Here is a 16,604-nt window from a genome sequence, read left to right as displayed (position 1 = left end):
GATTCGCTGATGGACTCTGATACTGATTCTGAAACTGACTCAGAGATTGACTCAGATACCGATTCTGAAATGGATTCTGAAACTGACTCAGAGATGGATTCTGAAACGGATTCGCTAATTGACTCTGATACAGATTCTGAAACTGACTCGGAAACTGATTCTGAGATGGATTCAGACACTGATTCAGAAATTGATTCGCTTACTGATTCTGAGATTGACTCTGAAACTGACTCGCTTACTGATTCTGAGATTGACTCTGAAACTGACTCGCTTACTGATTCTGAGATAGATTCAGATACGGATTCGCTGACTGACTCTGATACAGATTCTGAAACGGATTCAGACACAGACTCTGATACAGATTCTGAAACAGATTCAGATACAGATTCAGAGATTGACTCAGATACCGATTCAGAAATTGATTCGCTTACTGATTCTGAGATGGATTCTGATACTGACTCTGATACAGATTCAGATACTGACTCAGAAACGGATTCGCTGATTGACTCAGATACCGATTCTGAAATGGATTCTGATACTGATTCAGAGATTGACTCAGATACAGATTCAGAAATTGATTCGCTTACTGATTCTGAGATAGATTCTGAAACTGACTCGCTTACCGATTCTGAGATGGATTCTGATACAGATTCGGAAATTGACTCAGATACAGATTCTGAAATGGATTCGCTTACTGATTCTGAGATTGATTCTGAAACTGACTCAGAGACTGACTCGCTTACTGATTCTGAGATGGATTCTGATACAGATTCGGAAATCGACTCTGATACAGACTCTGAAACAGATTCAGATACTGACTCAGAAACGGATTCGCTGATTGACTCCGATACCGATTCTGAAATTGATTCGCTTACTGATTCTGAGATGGATTCTGAGACAGATTCGGAAATTGACTCAGATACCGATTCAGAAATTGATTCGCTTACTGATTCTGAGACAGATTCTGAAACTGACTCTGAAACAGATTCAGATACTGACTCAGAAACGGATTCGCTGATTGACTCTGATACAGATTCTGAAATGGATTCTGATACAGATTCAGAGATTGACTCAGATACCGATTCAGAGATTGACTCAGATACCGATTCTGAAATTGACTCAGATACCGATTCAGAAATTGACTCAGATACCGATTCTGAAATTGATTCGCTTACTGATTCTGAGATGGATTCTGATACAGATTCGGAAATTGACTCAGATACCGATTCTGAAATTGATTCGCTTACTGATTCTGAGATAGATTCTGAGATAGATTCTGAAACTGACTCGCTTACCGATTCTGAGATGGATTCTGATACAGATTCTGAAATGGATTCTGAAATGGATTCTGATACTGACTCGCTTACTGATTCTGAGATAGATTCAGAAACTGATTCAGAAATGGATTCTGAGACGGATTCAGAAATGGACTCTGAGACTGATTCTGAAATCGATTCTGAAATGGATTCAGAAACTGATTCAGAGATAGACTCTGATACTGATTCAGAGATGGACTCAGAGATGGATTCTGAGACTGACTCTGAGATTGATTCAGACACTGACTCAGAAATGGATTCTGAGACTGACTCTGAGATGGATTCAGAAACTGACTCTGAAATGGATTCTGAGACTGACTCAGAAACTGATTCAGAAATGGATTCTGAGACTGACTCGGATACTGATTCAGAGATGGATTCTGATACTGATTCAGAAACTGATTCTGAGATGGACTCTGAGACGGATTCTGAGATAGACTCAGAAACTGATTCAGAAATGGATTCTGAGACTGACTCTGAAATGGATTCTGAGACGGATTCAGAAATGGACTCTGAGACTGATTCTGAAATCGATTCTGAAATGGATTCAGAAACTGATTCAGAGATAGACTCTGATACTGATTCAGAGATGGACTCAGAGACGGATTCTGAAACTGACTCTGAAATGGACTCTGAAACTGACTCAGAGATGGACTCGCTGACTGACTCAGAAATGGATTCTGATACTGATTCTGAGATGGACTCAGAGATGGACTCACTTACAGACTCTGAAATGGATTCTGACACTGACTCAGAGACGGATTCTGAAATTGATTCAGAAACTGATTCTGAGATGGACTCAGAGATGGACTCAGAGACGGATTCTGAGATGGATTCTGATACTGACTCAGAAACTGATTCAGAAATGGATTCTGAGACTGACTCGGATACTGATTCAGAGATGGATTCTGAGACTGATTCTGAAATCGATTCTGAGATGGACTCAGAGACGGATTCAGAAACTGACTCTGATACTGACTCAGAAACTGATTCTGAGACTGACTCTGAAACTGATTCTGATACTGATTCTGAGATGGACTCAGAGACTGATTCTGAAATTGACTCAGATACAGATTCAGAAATGGATTCTGAGACTGATTCTGAGATGGACTCACTTACAGACTCAGAAATGGATTCTGAGACTGACTCAGAAATGGATTCTGAGACTGATTCAGACACTGACTCTGAGACTGACTCGCTTACTGACTCTGAGATAGACTCAGAGACTGATTCTGAAATGGATTCAGACACTGACTCGCTGACTGATTCTGAAATGGATTCTGATACTGATTCTGAAACTGACTCAGAAATTGATTCGCTGACTGATTCTGAAATGGATTCTGATACTGACTCAGATACTGACTCGCTTACTGACTCGGAAATGGATTCTGATACAGACTCAGATACTGATTCTGAAACTGATTCTGAGACTGACTCTGAAATTGATTCTGAGACTGACTCTGAAACTGACTCTGAAATGGATTCTGATACTGATTCAGACACTGATTCTGAGATTGATTCTGATACTGATTCTGAGATAGATTCAGATACGGATTCGCTGACTGACTCTGATACAGATTCTGAAACTGATTCAGATACAGACTCAGAGATTGATTCTGAAATTGATTCTGAGATTGACTCTGAAACTGACTCGCTTACTGATTCTGAGATTGATTCAGAGACGGACTCTGAAACTGACTCAGATACTGACTCAGAAATTGATTCTGAAACTGATTCTGAAATGGATTCTGAAACTGATTCAGATACGGATTCTCTAACAGATTCAGAAATCGAATTTGAAAGTGATTCTGAATTTGAAGTTGATTCAGAATTAGACAGTGACTCAGAGTTTGAGATAGATTCTGAATTTGATGTTGATTCAGAATTTGATGTTGATTCAGATTCAGACAAGGAATTTGAGTTTGAGTTCGAAAGCGACTCTGACTCAGATGTATCAACTGTGTACCAGTGCGTTGTTTCGTTAACTGTATTTGAACTCAAAGTGTTGGCTAAGTTTACCGATGACCCGTAAGTATTTGGGTTTACAACCTGACCTGCTGAGTCGGTATAGGTTGGTTTATAATTCGGGTGTGCTTCTTTCAGAATAACTTGCACTAACATACTTACAGGATAGCTTTTCGCCGCTTTGGCATAACCATCAAAACCTATACGGATTTGTTGATAGTTATCTTCATAGATGACAGAGAAGATATCATTGCCGATTTTACCAGCTTGAGCATTTGCAGTAGCCAATGCAGACTCTTCAGCCGAGATAACATCTGTCACAGGAACAACAAGACTTGTATTCGCTGTTCCGGGAGCCATAACAGACGTTTCCATGACTTTGATAAAGCCGGTTGTGTCTGTTGAGTTGTAATCAACTGTTCCAGTGTAAGTCGGATCTTTTACCCATATAGTCTTAACAAGGCTACCATTCTCATCTACTACTTCTGCCAGACGTTTAATATACGATGTTGCAATTGCACCATCATTATAAATCGTGCCTGGAGAATAAAGGCGTACCGTAGTACCACCTGTTGTACGTGCATAGTCATAGCCTACAAAATCACGTTTGGCAGATGGCGTAGCCATTTGACCACCAATACCTTTAACAGTGTAGGTTGCTATTGTTTTACCATCAGTTGTCTTATAGTATGTTGTGTATTCTTGATAGGTTGGTACTAGGGTGTTAGTAAGTGTTCCACCGTTATACTGTAATTGGAGTTCGCCAGTTGTCGTAGTCGACGAAGTACTGTCGCCATAAGTAACAGTTAATGGTAGATTATTGGCACCTGAGTAGTTTTGGAAATAAGTAAAAGTTGCTGTTTGGCCTTTTTCTAAAGTATGGCTTTCAACGACTGTATTATTAGTCTTATTAACTAACTCGACATAAGTTGTCGTTGTTGTCGTATCATAATCTAAAGAATAACGGAAATAGTAGTTATCTTTGATAGTTTGATCCGTCAGCTGATCACCAAACCAGTTGAATTTTGAATAGTTAAAGGTAAAGCGTTCCGCTTCTGAAGATGGGGTAAAGCTTGTGTTGTTTGTCGGATCTGAAATTTTTGCACCATTTGGATTATCCATTGATGGTGACGCAGTTGACAAGGTATCAACCAAAACACCATATCCTTCGCCAACTTTGATCACGGTTGCTGTCGTTGAAGTATTAAGAGCAAAAGTAATCACTCCGTCTTCATCATTTTCCAACAACAAAAGACCAATTGCTTGGTTGCTTGCTTGCAAACTGCTGATAATGGTAGCAAGGTCAGCCGCAGTTGCATCCGCATCTCCTAAGATGGTTTGAGCCAACAGCAGCTGATCACGACTGGTTCCAATTGCAGTTAGCAAGGCTTGACTTGGTGCAGTTTGGTTACTTGCGATTTGCACTAAAACCTCTGCTTCCGAAACAACTTGCTCTAAGGTTTGCTTTTCTTCTGCTACAGTTGTAGCGCCTGTTTCGCTCGCACTGGTTTCCGAACCTGTTTCACTTGCTGATGATTCACTTGTGCTGGTTTCTGAACCTGGTTCACTTGCTGATGATTCACTTGTACTGGTTTCAGAGCCTGTAGAACTTGATGGCGTAGTCGATGCTGATTCAGATTCCGAATGTGATACAGAAGTTGATTCTGAAACAGAGAGCGACTCTGAAGCCGATTGACTTTCTGAGTTCGATACGGACTCTGATGAACTGAGCGATTCAGACTCCGAAATCGATGTCGATTCCGATGCTGAAGTTGACTCAGATTGACTCGCTGATTCGGAAATCGATGCTGATTCCGAGGAGCTTACTGAAATTGAGTCTGAATCGACAACTGTCGTCAACACGACAGTATCTGCTTCTGCCAAGGTTGATGTACTTGTCTCTGATGTCGCGATAACTTCAGAAGCCATAACGGTTTCAACCGCGACATTCCCACCCACAACTGCTCCCGCTGCTACTAACCCGCGTAATAATTGGCTTGCTGTCATTGAACGTTTTACAGTGGCAAGGTTGACCTCGGCTGAACTTGCCGAAGACTTGCTTCCAATACGCATCAAACCGATTTGCGACATGACTGTCCTCACCCAGTGCTTACCGGATTTATGCATTTTTACACGACTTTTTCGAGATACTTCGGTAAAGTCATCTTTTCTTTGCATTTTCATTCAAAGAAATCCCCCTGATGTTTCTTTATCATTTAGTGTCCTAAAAATATCCTATTCCAAAATAGTCCCCTAAACAATCCATTTATTATACCAACAAATTATACTAAAGTCAAAGACTTTGCTGCAATGAAAACGTATTTTTCGTCTTATGTTGCTCATGAAACACCAGTTGATTACAACTGGTGTCATGATTATTCTTACTCTTCTTTTTGAGTAGTACAAATAACAGCATTCCTCCGAGCAAGGAGAGGGAGGTTTGCGATTCCTGACCTGTGCTTGGCAAGGCTTGGAGAACAGATTCGGATAGGGTTTGAGATGGAACTTGCTGAGCAGGCGTAATCGCTTCAGATTCGGAGACTGATTCTGAGATGGATTCGGAGACGGATTGCTGGATAGAATTGGATAGCGACTCAGACACGAATTCGGAGACGGACTCAAAGACAGATTCCGATACGGAGAGACTCAAACTCTCTGTCATAGACTGGGAATGAAAAGAAAAGATAAGATTGCTCTCACCATTTCCATTTTTCTAAAATTGAAATCTTTTGCATACATTTTTGATAGTCTTGCATCCTACCAGCTTTCAAATAAAAATCCTTATGTAGATTCAATCGCCATCTATAGGCTCGTAATTCTGGCTCGATATCAAAACCAATCAATGATAAGACAGCAATACGTTCTTCAATGCTCTTCAGAGGAAAAACCGAAGAGATCTCAACTGTCTTGGTCACACTTGTTTGACGCTTACGATGATAATACAAACTAGTATTTGAATACACGATTCGCTCAGCCTTTAGGTATATTTTCCAAGTTGTATAGTCATCCTCGACCTTTTCATCCTCCGGGTAGACAATTCCATCTAACAATGCAACCTTATACAATTTGCACCATGGGACGGTAAAACATTGACTGATCGAAAATCGACTCTCGTACTCTTTTTTAAACCATTCTCGTGGGCTAAAAATCTGCCTAAAGTAATCCTGTGCTTGCAGGTGGAAAGCAAATGAATTGGTCTCTTCCATAAATTGAGTAAAGTTAACCACAGCAATATCAGCATCCGTCTCTTTCAACGACTGATAGAGATATTCAATGTGATTCGGTTCCAACCAATCATCATTATCAACAAATAAAACATACTCTCCACTAACCAGAGGCAGGGCTGTATTTCGTGCTGCTCCGACCCCTCCTCCTCCGAGTGCCTTATTCACCAATTTAACTCGACTATCTTTTTGACGATAAGCTTCACAAACACCGGCACTACCATCTGTAGATCCGTCGTTCACCAATATTAATTCAATGTTTTGATAGGTTTGATCTAAAATACTATCCAAACACTGCTTCAAGTAGATACCCGCATTGAATACAGGAACAATGACTGATACTTTTTCCATCCTATCTCTACTTTCTAAATCGATTCATCAAATCTAACTTAGCACTAATAGCTCGATAAAGCTCAATCTGACCTGCATAGAGGGCATCTACTTGACATTTTTTCAAACGAGCTACATAGGAATCTATCTGGGCGGCCGGATTATAGCCTAAGGCTACCAATAGCGCAATCCTTTCTTCCGCGTTACTGATCATGGTCGTGATGTCTTGCAACATGACAGACCGAGACAACCCTTCCGGTCGTTGTGAGTAGTAATAGGGACCTTCATTGGTGAAATGGATCTGATTGGCTTTCAAATACAATTTATAGATCGTTGCATCATCTTCTCTGAGACGACCTGTCGGGTAGCGGATATCTCCAAATAAGGACCTTTTAAATAATTTTAACGGAGAGAAGGTGAAAGCAAGGTGCATATTGTTTTTCATATTTCCCTCTAAGTCCAACCAGTCTTGGATGGAATAGACCGTCTGAAAATAGTTTCCTTCATGATGGTAAAAAAGGAAAGACTGCCGTTCCTCATTGAAAGAGGTGAAATTAGTGGCGGCAATATCCGAGCCTGACTCTCTCGCTCCGTCATATAGATGCTGGAGATAGTAATCTTCTACAAAATCATCTGAATCGACAAAGGTAATATATTCCCCCTTCGCACTGTCAATCCCCTTATTGCGTGCCGCAGACACCCCTGCATTTTCCTGGTGAATGACACGGATACGTTCATCTTTTTTGGCATATTCTTCCAAAACAAAGGCGCTCCCATCTGTCGAGCCATCGTTAATTAGTATCAATTCAAAATGAGGATAAGTCTGTTTCAATAAAGAATCAATGCAGCGGTTTAAGTAAGGCTTTACATTATAAACAGGGACAATAATACTAATTAAAGCAGGTACTGCTTGCACTTCGTGTTCTTCTTTCACCGAAACCTCCTGTAGAGTTTGCGGCGCAACACCCACCCAAGCCTTTACGGAGTAAAGGTAGTCCGCATCTTCTGTAAACTGAATATCTGTATCAAAATTATGCTCAGCGGTGTGCTTGTGGTCAAGTTTCACCTTGGATGTCGCCTTCATCTGGAACCATTCATACTCGGAATCGATGTGTCCCAAGTCAATAGCCTGATAACCCCTCTGCATCAAATCAACTGCCAAGACCTTGGCTGTCGGCCCCAACATCAGAAGGACCAACTTATCGTCTCCATGCTCTAGAATCGCTTCTAAAATGTCATCGTATTTAGCAAAAGCATTCTTTGATGGACAAACGATACGAGAAACAGAATCTGCTCCAGCAAACAGGTCGTTTCCAACCCCTGATCGACTGGTTTCACCTTCGACAATCAAAATATCTCGCTCCTGCCATAAGTCCTTAATGGCCGCAAAATAGGCTGCCGCAGGTTCCTTATCTACCAAGTCGATATAGGGACGCGAAATAAAGGTTGAACCGTACCAATCAGATTGACACTCGTGGGCATAAAATTGACCATAGCGCTCAAAATGACTCTTCCAAAATTGTTGAGCATTTGAATTATACCGTTCCAATCCTTGAAAGACATCTGGCAAACACACCACTAATTCCGGAGAACTTGGAATGGTCAAAATAGCTTTTAATGCCGCCGCTAATTCTGAATCATATGGCTGATAGGGGATGCTAGACCCCTGAATCACATCAATTTCTCCATCTCCAAATCGCACAACAGAGGACTGGTGTTCTTTGATATAAGCAAGGCTATCCAAAATCGGCAAAACACGAATTTCTTCTAATTTTCTCATCCCTCTCCCCCATCACATATGGCACTAAAGACAGCATCGATCAATAATTTTTTCGTAAAATACCCTTGTCGAACCAAGGGATTAAAGGCCCTTACTCTAGCCACAAATCCCTGATAGTCAGCTGGCGTCATAGCTTGAATTTTTTCAACCGCTTCATCCAGACTGTCCACAACCAAACCAAGTCCATTCGCCTCGATGATTTCCTGATTGGCAATTCCTCTCTGAACAATCACAGGGATTCCTGCTGCTACAAAAGCACCTAATTTATACGGACAATAGAGGGTTTGATACCCCTTGTCATGATCATCCATCCAGACCAAGCCAAATCCGCCCTGCGACATTTCTAACAAGAGCTGTTCATCTGGGCGATAAGGCAGGCGTTTTACCATGGTTGGCAACTCCACCTCTTGGCGACAATAAAGATGAACCTGAACAGGATAGTTCCAACTTTTCATGAAGCTAAAACGCTCTGGTGAGCCCGGAAAGTGAATCAAGGGCTTGTAATAAGCTGGTAATTGCGGAGCATTGGTCGGATGATCCCACATCCCCTGAACTAGTGTCTTTTTCACAGTCAAACCATGTTCACGCAAGACATCAATCATCTTTTGACTCGGGGCCACAATGACATCTGCTAGATTATAGTAGGCAATGGTCCGGTCCATCAAGTAGTAATTTCCCGCAAACATTAAAGGAACAACATCGTGGATAAAAATCACAATTTTGATTTGATAGGCCTTCAACTTTGCCATCAAGCGCTCATCAAAATTCGTTGTATTCCAAGTCGGCGTTTGGAAGATGACAACATCCCCATGCCGCAAGCCAGCCACAATCCCATCCAAGCGTTTACTGAGTTCAGACGGACTATCTGCCTCCATATTATAAGCATAGACCCCCAGTTCACGATAGCCAAGCCCAATCGCAATATCTGTCACCATATTTTGTCCAAGCTGCGCCGTTGAAGATGCTGCTTGACCGTTTAAATTTGTAATATAGACTCTCATTTAGTTGTTCCCGTATTTATCTATCATCCGCTTGCGGAATTCCAGGTTCTTATAAGCTACTACATCCCCATTACGCAGTTTGCTATCCCGATTTATCTGCGAACGCCATTTGTAGGCGGCAATTTCCCGTGACAAATCAAAACCAAGCAAGCCCAGCACCTCAAGGCGTTCTGCTACTGGCTCCGTTGAAAATATTGTCGCCTGATCGGCTGTCTGGGTCATCGACCCCGCATTGACACGATAAATCAGACTAGAGCGATGCATATAGGCGATTCGATTCGCTGCCAAGTATGTTTTCCAAGTTGTCCGGTCGTCCTCCCCAAAACCATCTGTCGGATAGAGGATGTATTCAAACAGAGACTTTTTATACATTTTGCTCCAAGGTACTGTGAAACAGAGGGAAATATTGTGGCCAACACCATATTGGAAAGCAAACCACTCTTCTGGGCTATAGACAGCCTCGTAATAATCGTCTGCCGCAATATGTAAATTGAACTGCCCGGTTTCCTCGTAATACTGAGTAAAGTTGGAAATGGCTACATCACTTCCTGTACGAGTAAGAAGCTCATGCAAATCAGAAACATGATTAGGATCAATCCAATCATCTGCATCCACAAATACAATATAGTCCCCTGTCGCCACCTCAAGGGATGTATTACGGGCCGCGCCTAGACCCTCATTCTTCACCTTGTGAACCACTCTAACCCGTCGATCTTGCTGACGTAACTGCTCGCACAAGAGAGCTGACCCGTCTGTCGAACCATCATTGATCAATAAAATCTCTAGATTTTTATAATCCTGTGCCATAATACTTTCGACACATTGACGAAGATGTTTTTCCCCATTGTAAACAGGTACAATTACACTCACTTTTTCCACTTAAACGCCTCATTCCCTCTTAAATATTACCTTTATCATAGCATGCCTAGACTAGAAATGCAAAAATAGTCTGTCATTTTTCTGTAAACAAAAAGGGGGTTTTCCCCTTTTTAACGATAGATTCCATAATACTGGTGAGCTGACCACAGTCCCGTCACCATGGCTTGAACCAACTCTGGATCCATCAAGAAATCTATAACTTCCTGCCCATTGAGGTATCCAGCTTCGCTCTTAAAACCTGTGAAAGCTTGGCAGCGTTCCTCTAGTTCCTTCCGAATGTCCAGATGCTTTTGTGGATTTGGCAAAGGCTGGTTCACATCACAAGCTCCTACCAAAAACTCCTCAACCGTCATGTGGTTGGCCAACTCACGCAAACCAGAAAAACGCCCTTCTTCAAACCCTTGTTCTTGAATATTCAGAACAGGAGTTCCAAGCGCCAAACATGGCAAGGTTCCATGCAAACGAGTGGTAACGACAAAACGTGCTGACTGATAGAGGTAGAGGTAGTACTGAGCCACTTTCATCCGTTGAGAAGGGCTCATGTACTGGTGGTTGATATCCGCACTCATCCGAATAACCGGATAAATAGATTCTCTTGCCAACTTATCATAAACAGCATTGGGCAAATCAATCGCTAAGACAAAATCCTGCTTTTTCACATTCTTTTCTGGTTGAATGGTTAATGTCAAGCAACCAGACCAGTACGAGTCTACACCGATCGATTCAAGGAAGTCTTTGGTAGCTCCACTCCTCGCACCAACTGGACCATATTTTTTGAAAAATGCTCTATTTTCTTCTGTAGAAAATTGCTCTTGCACCGGTTCATCGATAAACATCGATATCAATAGAGGATCGATTTTTTCATTTTTTAATGGAAAATTTTCCGGGCGGTGGGAATACCAGCCATTCATGATAAGCTTGATTGATTCCTCACCATCATACTGGAACTCATTTAAATAATCCCTGTTCACATAGTAATCTATCTGTGGTAAAAAACGACTCGTCGCTACCGACTGAATCTCATCTCCTATATTACCTGTTGTGTAACTAAAAAGGGCATATTTGGTCATGGCATTTCCTGCTTTCGGTTATTTCGTTCTAGTATAGCACAGAATAGCATGAATGCGAAGCTAGTAGCTTAGATTGTTCGAGCTTGACCTACCTCATTATTGATTTTAAAGACATACTTATGCCCCTGCGTCAAACTATGATAGAAGCCATCTCCCTCATAGACTTGGAAAATCTGCATGGTCTTGCGACTTTCCTCATCCTTGTAAACATGTTGAACATAAGGATTGTCCGCAAAAACCTTCGCCAATAGTTCTTGACTAGCTGGACGAGCTTTGCCCTCGATACGAATCACTTGAATCAAGTAGTCTTCTTCTGATAGGGCGGTTACTGCCACGCGCTCATCCCCCATCAATTGCTGATAGAAATGCGTTTCCGAACCTGTCATAAAGAAGATACCATCTTCATTGGCAGCTGTGATATGGATAGGACGCGCATGGGGATTTCCAGCCTCATCAACCGTCGCAAAAATCCCTAGCTTCATGCCTTCCAAAATTTCCATGACATCTTTGACTTCCATAAGTAGCCTCCTAGACTTACATTCTACCTAAATTATAGCAAATTCCATGGGGAAAGTTAAGATTAACATACAAAAATACTACCTAATATTTTCCCATCCCTCTAGCCCTGACGCCCACTCTTTAGCTGAGTTGTCTTTACATAGTCCCTAAACTGCCAAAGGCATAAAATTCCCAACAACCTTTCCTACTATTTTAGGCTGGTCTTCATAGAAGGCAAACTTATCCGGATGGTCTGGATTGATGGACACGAGACGAAAACCTTCCTCCTCCCGATACACACGCTTGATATAGGTATGACCAAACCAAACAATGGCATAGATACCGCCGTCATAATCAAAACCAGTCTCCTTGATAAGCGCCACCTCTCCTGATTGGAACATAGGCTCCATGGAATTACCCTTAATCCAAGTCGCCACGTCATGGTCCATCTCGCTATCGAAATAGACCGTTTCTGTTTCAAACTCATCCTCAAAGGCCTCACCAGGCCCTGCCGACAGCAAAATATTGGTTCGAACCTGATAGGCCACAAATTGTAGAGACTGGCGCTGCTCCTCCAATAAACGCCGTGAGTAACGTATCACCTTTCCTTGATGAGCACTAGTCAGTTTATGGTAGACCGACAAGAGATCAAAATCTGCATCAAAATATCCCATTTCCACCAAAAATGTTTCTTCCAACGCCCGCAAATGCTTGGCATTGGGAACTGTCGTCTCCGATTCCCACTTAGAAATCGTCACCTTCCCGACACCAACTAACTTCCCTAAATTTTCCTGCGTTATCTCATTGGCCAAACGAATCGTTCGTAAACGCTCCCCTGAAAACATTCTTCACCTCAATAAGTTTCTTTATAAAGTAACTACATTATACAAAACAAATGAGTATCTGGCAAGACTAAATTTTCCCTTCGACAACTAAATGGTCTATTTAACAAAAAGCATAGTCGCAAAAGGAATTACAGAGCCCCAGTCCGCAAGCGGTAAGACAAATGCGACACACAAGCTAGCCTGAACAACTTGAACAAGCACAAAAACATGAAGTAAACTCTTGAAGGAATACAAATCCGAGTATATAAACTGACATAAGCATTCTCTTTTTAATTTCCTCACATACCATGTATAATATAGTTGCAATAGTGAGAGGTGTATCCAATGAATTTTCCACTGAACATCAGTACTACAAAAGTTTGTAAAGAGGATTCGAGTATAGAATCTAGCATTCTCAAATCTGAGCCAACTTTCGACTTTGACAAAGAATTAAAAAGTGCTATGGACCAATACAATGGATTATTAAAAGAACTGATGGATAAATAAAATACTCTCTATACGAATTTGACATATTCACAGCCGATTCTTGAAATAATGTCTATAATGAAAAAAGTGGTTATCAACCTGATTGTTGATAGCCACTTTTCTATATTCTACTGTATTCTTATTACTAATAGTATCCTGACTGCAATCATTTATCAACTAAAAGTTCCACGCTTTAAACACGCTACACCTCACAAACTCCGACACACAGGGGCAACCCTCGCTAAACAAGCAGGTACTTCCATTGAAATAATTTCCGAAGCTCTAACTCATAGCGATACATCAACTACAAAAACGTATATAAATACATCTAACGTAGTCCCAATTACAATGGGAGAAATCGCCTATCGAAACCTTCAAAAAATTTAGGGGAAATTTTAGGGGAAACTTTTCAAAAAAACACGAAAAAAGCACCCATGAGGTAAACTCTTGAGTGCTCTGAAACGTTGATATATCGCGGTATATTAACGTTTACTAAATTGTGAAGCTTTACGTGCTTTCTTAAGACCTGGTTGGAGCATCTTTTATTTCAATCAATTTCAAAACCTTTTAATATCAACGTTTACACGAGTTTTCAAAACTCAAAATTTCATCCAATTTCAACTAATTTCATCAAAATAAGGTAAATTTTCAATCAAAATATGCAAAATCGGACCAGAAAATATAAAAGTTTACCTTATTCTTGATTCTAGAAAATGTGTCAAACAGAAGTATTTACTTTTAATTTTTGTATATATCATGTATAATGTATTTACAAATACAGGAGGTATATCCGATGAATGTTTTATTACGCAAAACAGGTAACAGCACTGTTATCACTATCCCAAACGCTATAAAAGAAGCACTTGGTGCAGAAATTGGTGAAGAAATCGAATTCATCACTTCAGGAAATAATGTCATCATCCGTAAAGCTGAGCCAACATTTGATTTTGATAGAGAACTTGAAAAAGCCATGAATCAATACGATGAATTATTGAAAGAGCTGGTAGATAAATGAAATACCTAACCGCTGAAGACATTATCAAAATCAATGTTATGGTTATTGGAAAGTATTCCCCAAAGGAGCCCGTTGGGATAGCTGACCCAAACAGCCTGCAGATGATTGTTGAGCAGCCAAAACAAGAGATTTTTGGAAAAATACTCTATCCCGATATGTATAGTAAGGCTGCCATTATCTGGATAAACCTAATTAAGAAACACCCATTCAAGAACGCCAACAAGCGAACTGCGGTGCTTGCTTTACATATGTTTCTAGCAATGAATGGATACCAATCCAACCTTTCCTTAAACGATGGACTGGAAAAAACGATTGATATTGCTACATTTCAAGGTGACTTCGAGGAATTAAAAGATAGGATTATCCAGTTTTTGAAAGAAGAAAATCGAGTATATAAAAAATAGAAAAGTGGCTATCAACCTGTTTGTTGATAGCCACTTTTCTATACCTACTAAGTTCTATTCCACAGTATTCGATTACTTATCTTCTAAATGTATTAAAACATATAGAATTGATTTCTATTGTACAAACTCAAATTTAGAGTTTGTTGCGCCGATCAACTGTATAAAGGCTAACAAATAACCATTAGTTGACCGAAATAGAGTTAATATAGCTCGTCTTTAATTGACTCGATATACTCTGTATAGAACCATTTAATTGAATTTATCAGGTACTCCTTCTTTGCTTCATCCGTAAATTTCAAAAGCTTCTGAAATGAATCCATATCTTCTATATCGCTATATAAAACATTAAACTTTTTACTCTTACAAAGACTACTAAACTCTTGTATAACTGTCTTCAATTCTTCAGAATTGTCTCCCTTAAAAATATTTTTGTCCAACCTAATTTTTAAATTATTTATCTCAATTGATAAATTCTCGTAAAGTTCTTCCAAGTCCATTCTCTTCAACACTCCTATTTATTACAACATTTTCAGAATAGCTTCCTAGCTATAGTCTCATATCAATTTGTTGAATATCTATCATTTGTTCAAATATCTTTTCCAAAATTGGAACAACTATACTATTTCCTGCCATCTTCACCAACTTTGAAGTTGATAAAAATTTTTGATTTCCTTTGGAAATAAAATTATTCTCCATCAGAGCATCAAAATGACTCTCATCAAATCCCATTAATAAAAAACATTCTCTAGGAGTAAGGTTGCGGTATTTTTTATTCTTATCTGTAAGAATAGCTTCAGCACTATATGCTACTAGACCGGAATTGGGATGTCTATCTTGCTTTGTCGTTACCGTTTTCGCACAAAGATTATTAAATACTTTATCTCCTTCAGCCAGAATAATATTTTGTTCAAATATTTTTTCTCTGGAATCAGTGAGCATCGGAGTACTGTCGATCGCCTCTAATCTGTATTTTTCTTGTGAATAATCCAATTTTAAATATTCATCTAGTTTATGCATTGCTTTAGATTTATAATTCTCCAAATTATTTTGAGAAAAATAGTCTTCGATTGCTTTTTTATTTTCCAAATTGTTAGCCAGAACACTAATCATAAATGTCCTTTTTCTTGTTTGGGGTACCCCAAAATCTCGAGCATCTAAAGTATATACTTTGTTAACATAGTTTAAATCTTCAAGAAAAGCTTGCCACTCTCTAAAATTATCAATATGACGCTTTGAGAGAATATTACTCACATTTTCCATCAAAAGGAACTTAGGAAGTTCCTTTCCAGAGGCCTCATACTCTTTTAATATTCGTTCAATCTGCCAAAGCAAAGTTGATCTATTTTGAGCATCCCTATCAATTCCCCCTGTATTGTTATGCCAATGACCACTTACAGATAAATCTTGACAAGGAAAAGAGTAAGTTAAAATATCCGCATCTGGCAAATCTTGTGAGTGAACTTCTGAAATATCAACAAGATTATTATTCCGAATAATTGCAGCATAGATAGACTTTAACTGAATAATTGGCATAGAGCGCAATGATTTTTCAGTAAGTGGAGATTTCCCATTACCTGAAATGTTAAATTTCATTAGTTCTTTGATTAACGATTCTTTTGTATGATGTCGTAAATCCTTGAGATCTTGTTTACCATTATGGATAATATCATATGCATATAAAGCGTTGATATCCCACTCCGCAGTGGCAACAACTTCATAATCAACACCAAGATTCTTTAATGCTTGGCTTTGACTTCCAATACCACTGAACGTCTCAATCATTTTTAACAAAATAGTTTCTCTCCTTTCTTA

General features: G+C 39.8%; 14 protein-coding genes and 1 pseudogene. 4 read left to right on the top strand and 11 right to left on the bottom strand.

Translation table 11 applies throughout. The features are described 5' to 3' along the window. Positions 1 to 3,437, bottom strand: a 3,437-nt coding sequence (locus tag ACEE44_RS03565; RefSeq protein ID WP_449171300.1) for a DUF445 family protein, incomplete at its 3' end; no start/stop codon positions are given. 1,387 nt (positions 3,438 to 4,824) lie between these two features. Here ACEE44_RS03565 and ACEE44_RS03560 point away from each other — a divergent pair. After that, positions 4,825 to 4,977 (top strand): hypothetical protein, encoded by a 153-nt coding sequence (locus tag ACEE44_RS03560; protein WP_449171299.1) that lies wholly within the window; start codon positions 4,825 to 4,827, stop codon positions 4,975 to 4,977. A gap of 597 nt (positions 4,978 to 5,574) precedes the next feature. Here ACEE44_RS03560 and ACEE44_RS03555 read toward each other — a convergent pair. From ACEE44_RS03555 to ACEE44_RS03520, 8 genes are all read right to left on the bottom strand, one after another. Continuing rightward, positions 5,575 to 5,943, bottom strand: a complete 369-nt coding sequence (locus tag ACEE44_RS03555; RefSeq protein WP_449171298.1) for an LPXTG cell wall anchor domain-containing protein — start codon at positions 5,941 to 5,943, stop codon at positions 5,575 to 5,577. A 34-nt stretch (positions 5,944 to 5,977) separates the two neighbouring features. Next, a complete protein-coding gene (locus ACEE44_RS03550; protein WP_449171297.1) occupies positions 5,978 to 6,856 on the bottom strand; it encodes a glycosyltransferase family 2 protein in 879 nt (292 codons plus the stop codon). A gap of 7 nt (positions 6,857 to 6,863) precedes the next feature. Continuing rightward, the gene (locus ACEE44_RS03545; protein ID WP_449171296.1) at positions 6,864 to 8,615 is read right to left on the bottom strand and encodes an SP_1767 family glycosyltransferase; all 1,752 of its coding nucleotides are present in this window, start codon (positions 8,613 to 8,615) and stop codon (positions 6,864 to 6,866) included. Then, complete coding sequence (locus ACEE44_RS03540; RefSeq protein ID WP_449171295.1) at positions 8,612 to 9,616, bottom strand: sugar transferase; 1,005 nt, start codon at positions 9,614 to 9,616, stop codon at positions 8,612 to 8,614. Before ACEE44_RS03540 ends, ACEE44_RS03545 begins: the two co-directional genes overlap by 4 nt. Beyond that, positions 9,617 to 10,495: a glycosyltransferase family 2 protein gene (locus ACEE44_RS03535; protein ID WP_449171294.1), complete on the bottom strand. Its 879-nt coding sequence runs from the start codon at positions 10,493 to 10,495 to the stop codon at positions 9,617 to 9,619. It lies immediately after the preceding gene. Between the two features lie 110 nt (positions 10,496 to 10,605). Beyond that, positions 10,606 to 11,565, bottom strand: coding sequence for a polysaccharide pyruvyl transferase family protein (locus ACEE44_RS03530; protein ID WP_332413389.1), 960 nt, complete (start codon positions 11,563 to 11,565; stop codon positions 10,606 to 10,608). A 68-nt stretch (positions 11,566 to 11,633) separates the two neighbouring features. Then, positions 11,634 to 12,083, bottom strand: a complete 450-nt coding sequence (locus tag ACEE44_RS03525) for a pyridoxamine 5'-phosphate oxidase family protein (RefSeq protein WP_449171293.1) — start codon at positions 12,081 to 12,083, stop codon at positions 11,634 to 11,636. A gap of 147 nt (positions 12,084 to 12,230) precedes the next feature. Further along, positions 12,231 to 12,908, bottom strand: coding sequence for a LexA family transcriptional regulator (locus tag ACEE44_RS03520; protein ID WP_449171292.1), 678 nt, complete (start codon positions 12,906 to 12,908; stop codon positions 12,231 to 12,233). A gap of 651 nt (positions 12,909 to 13,559) precedes the next feature. On the opposite strand from ACEE44_RS03520, the pseudogene ACEE44_RS03515 reads away from it, so the two are divergent. The 3 genes and pseudogenes from ACEE44_RS03515 to ACEE44_RS03505 form a co-directional block, all read left to right on the top strand. Next, positions 13,560 to 13,760 (top strand): annotated as a pseudogene (locus tag ACEE44_RS03515) (tyrosine-type recombinase/integrase); the annotation flags it as partial. Positions 13,761 to 14,166: 406 nt separating this feature from the next. Continuing rightward, the gene (locus ACEE44_RS03510; RefSeq protein WP_141587509.1) at positions 14,167 to 14,388 is read left to right on the top strand and encodes an AbrB/MazE/SpoVT family DNA-binding domain-containing protein; all 222 of its coding nucleotides are present in this window, start codon (positions 14,167 to 14,169) and stop codon (positions 14,386 to 14,388) included. Beyond that, positions 14,385 to 14,792, top strand: coding sequence for a type II toxin-antitoxin system death-on-curing family toxin (locus ACEE44_RS03505; protein WP_141587510.1), 408 nt, complete (start codon positions 14,385 to 14,387; stop codon positions 14,790 to 14,792). The genes ACEE44_RS03510 and ACEE44_RS03505 overlap by 4 nt, the downstream gene beginning before the upstream one ends. 200 nt (positions 14,793 to 14,992) lie before the next feature. Here the strand turns inward: ACEE44_RS03505 and ACEE44_RS03500 are convergent, their stop codons facing one another. Both ACEE44_RS03500 and dcm read right to left on the bottom strand, forming a co-directional pair. Continuing rightward, on the bottom strand, positions 14,993 to 15,289 hold the full coding sequence (locus ACEE44_RS03500; RefSeq protein WP_172099937.1) for a hypothetical protein: 297 nt from the start codon (positions 15,287 to 15,289) through the stop codon (positions 14,993 to 14,995). A gap of 49 nt (positions 15,290 to 15,338) precedes the next feature. Beyond that, complete coding sequence (gene dcm / locus ACEE44_RS03495; protein WP_449165201.1) at positions 15,339 to 16,574, bottom strand: DNA (cytosine-5-)-methyltransferase; 1,236 nt, start codon at positions 16,572 to 16,574, stop codon at positions 15,339 to 15,341. Positions 16,575 to 16,604 lie beyond the last annotated feature (30 nt).

It is taken from the genome of Streptococcus sp. 32226D021BW (assembly GCF_053545015.1).
This window is presented reverse-complemented; position numbering and strand designations above follow the sequence as displayed.

Bases quoted from the DNA above. Each gene is read 5' to 3' on its own strand.
- ACEE44_RS03550 (WP_449171297.1), bottom strand. From the start codon at position 6,856: ATGGAAAAAGTATCAGTCATTGTTCCTGTATTCAATGCGGGTATCTAC.
- ACEE44_RS03545 (WP_449171296.1), bottom strand. From the start codon at position 8,615: ATGAGAAAATTAGAAGAAATTCGTGTTTTGCCGATTTTGGATAGCCTT.
- ACEE44_RS03530 (WP_332413389.1), bottom strand. From the start codon at position 11,565: ATGACCAAATATGCCCTTTTTAGTTACACAACAGGTAATATAGGAGAT.
- ACEE44_RS03510 (WP_141587509.1), top strand. From the start codon at position 14,167: ATGAATGTTTTATTACGCAAAACAGGTAACAGCACTGTTATCACTATC.
- ACEE44_RS03505 (WP_141587510.1), top strand. From the start codon at position 14,385: ATGAAATACCTAACCGCTGAAGACATTATCAAAATCAATGTTATGGTT.
- ACEE44_RS03500 (WP_172099937.1), bottom strand. From the start codon at position 15,289: ATGGACTTGGAAGAACTTTACGAGAATTTATCAATTGAGATAAATAAT.
- ACEE44_RS03540 (WP_449171295.1), bottom strand. From the start codon at position 9,616: ATGAGAGTCTATATTACAAATTTAAACGGTCAAGCAGCATCTTCAACG.
- ACEE44_RS03520 (WP_449171292.1), bottom strand. From the start codon at position 12,908: ATGTTTTCAGGGGAGCGTTTACGAACGATTCGTTTGGCCAATGAGATA.
- dcm (WP_449165201.1), bottom strand. From the start codon at position 16,574: ATGATTGAGACGTTCAGTGGTATTGGAAGTCAAAGCCAAGCATTAAAG.
- ACEE44_RS03555 (WP_449171298.1), bottom strand. From the start codon at position 5,943: ATGACAGAGAGTTTGAGTCTCTCCGTATCGGAATCTGTCTTTGAGTCC.
- ACEE44_RS03525 (WP_449171293.1), bottom strand. From the start codon at position 12,083: ATGGAAGTCAAAGATGTCATGGAAATTTTGGAAGGCATGAAGCTAGGG.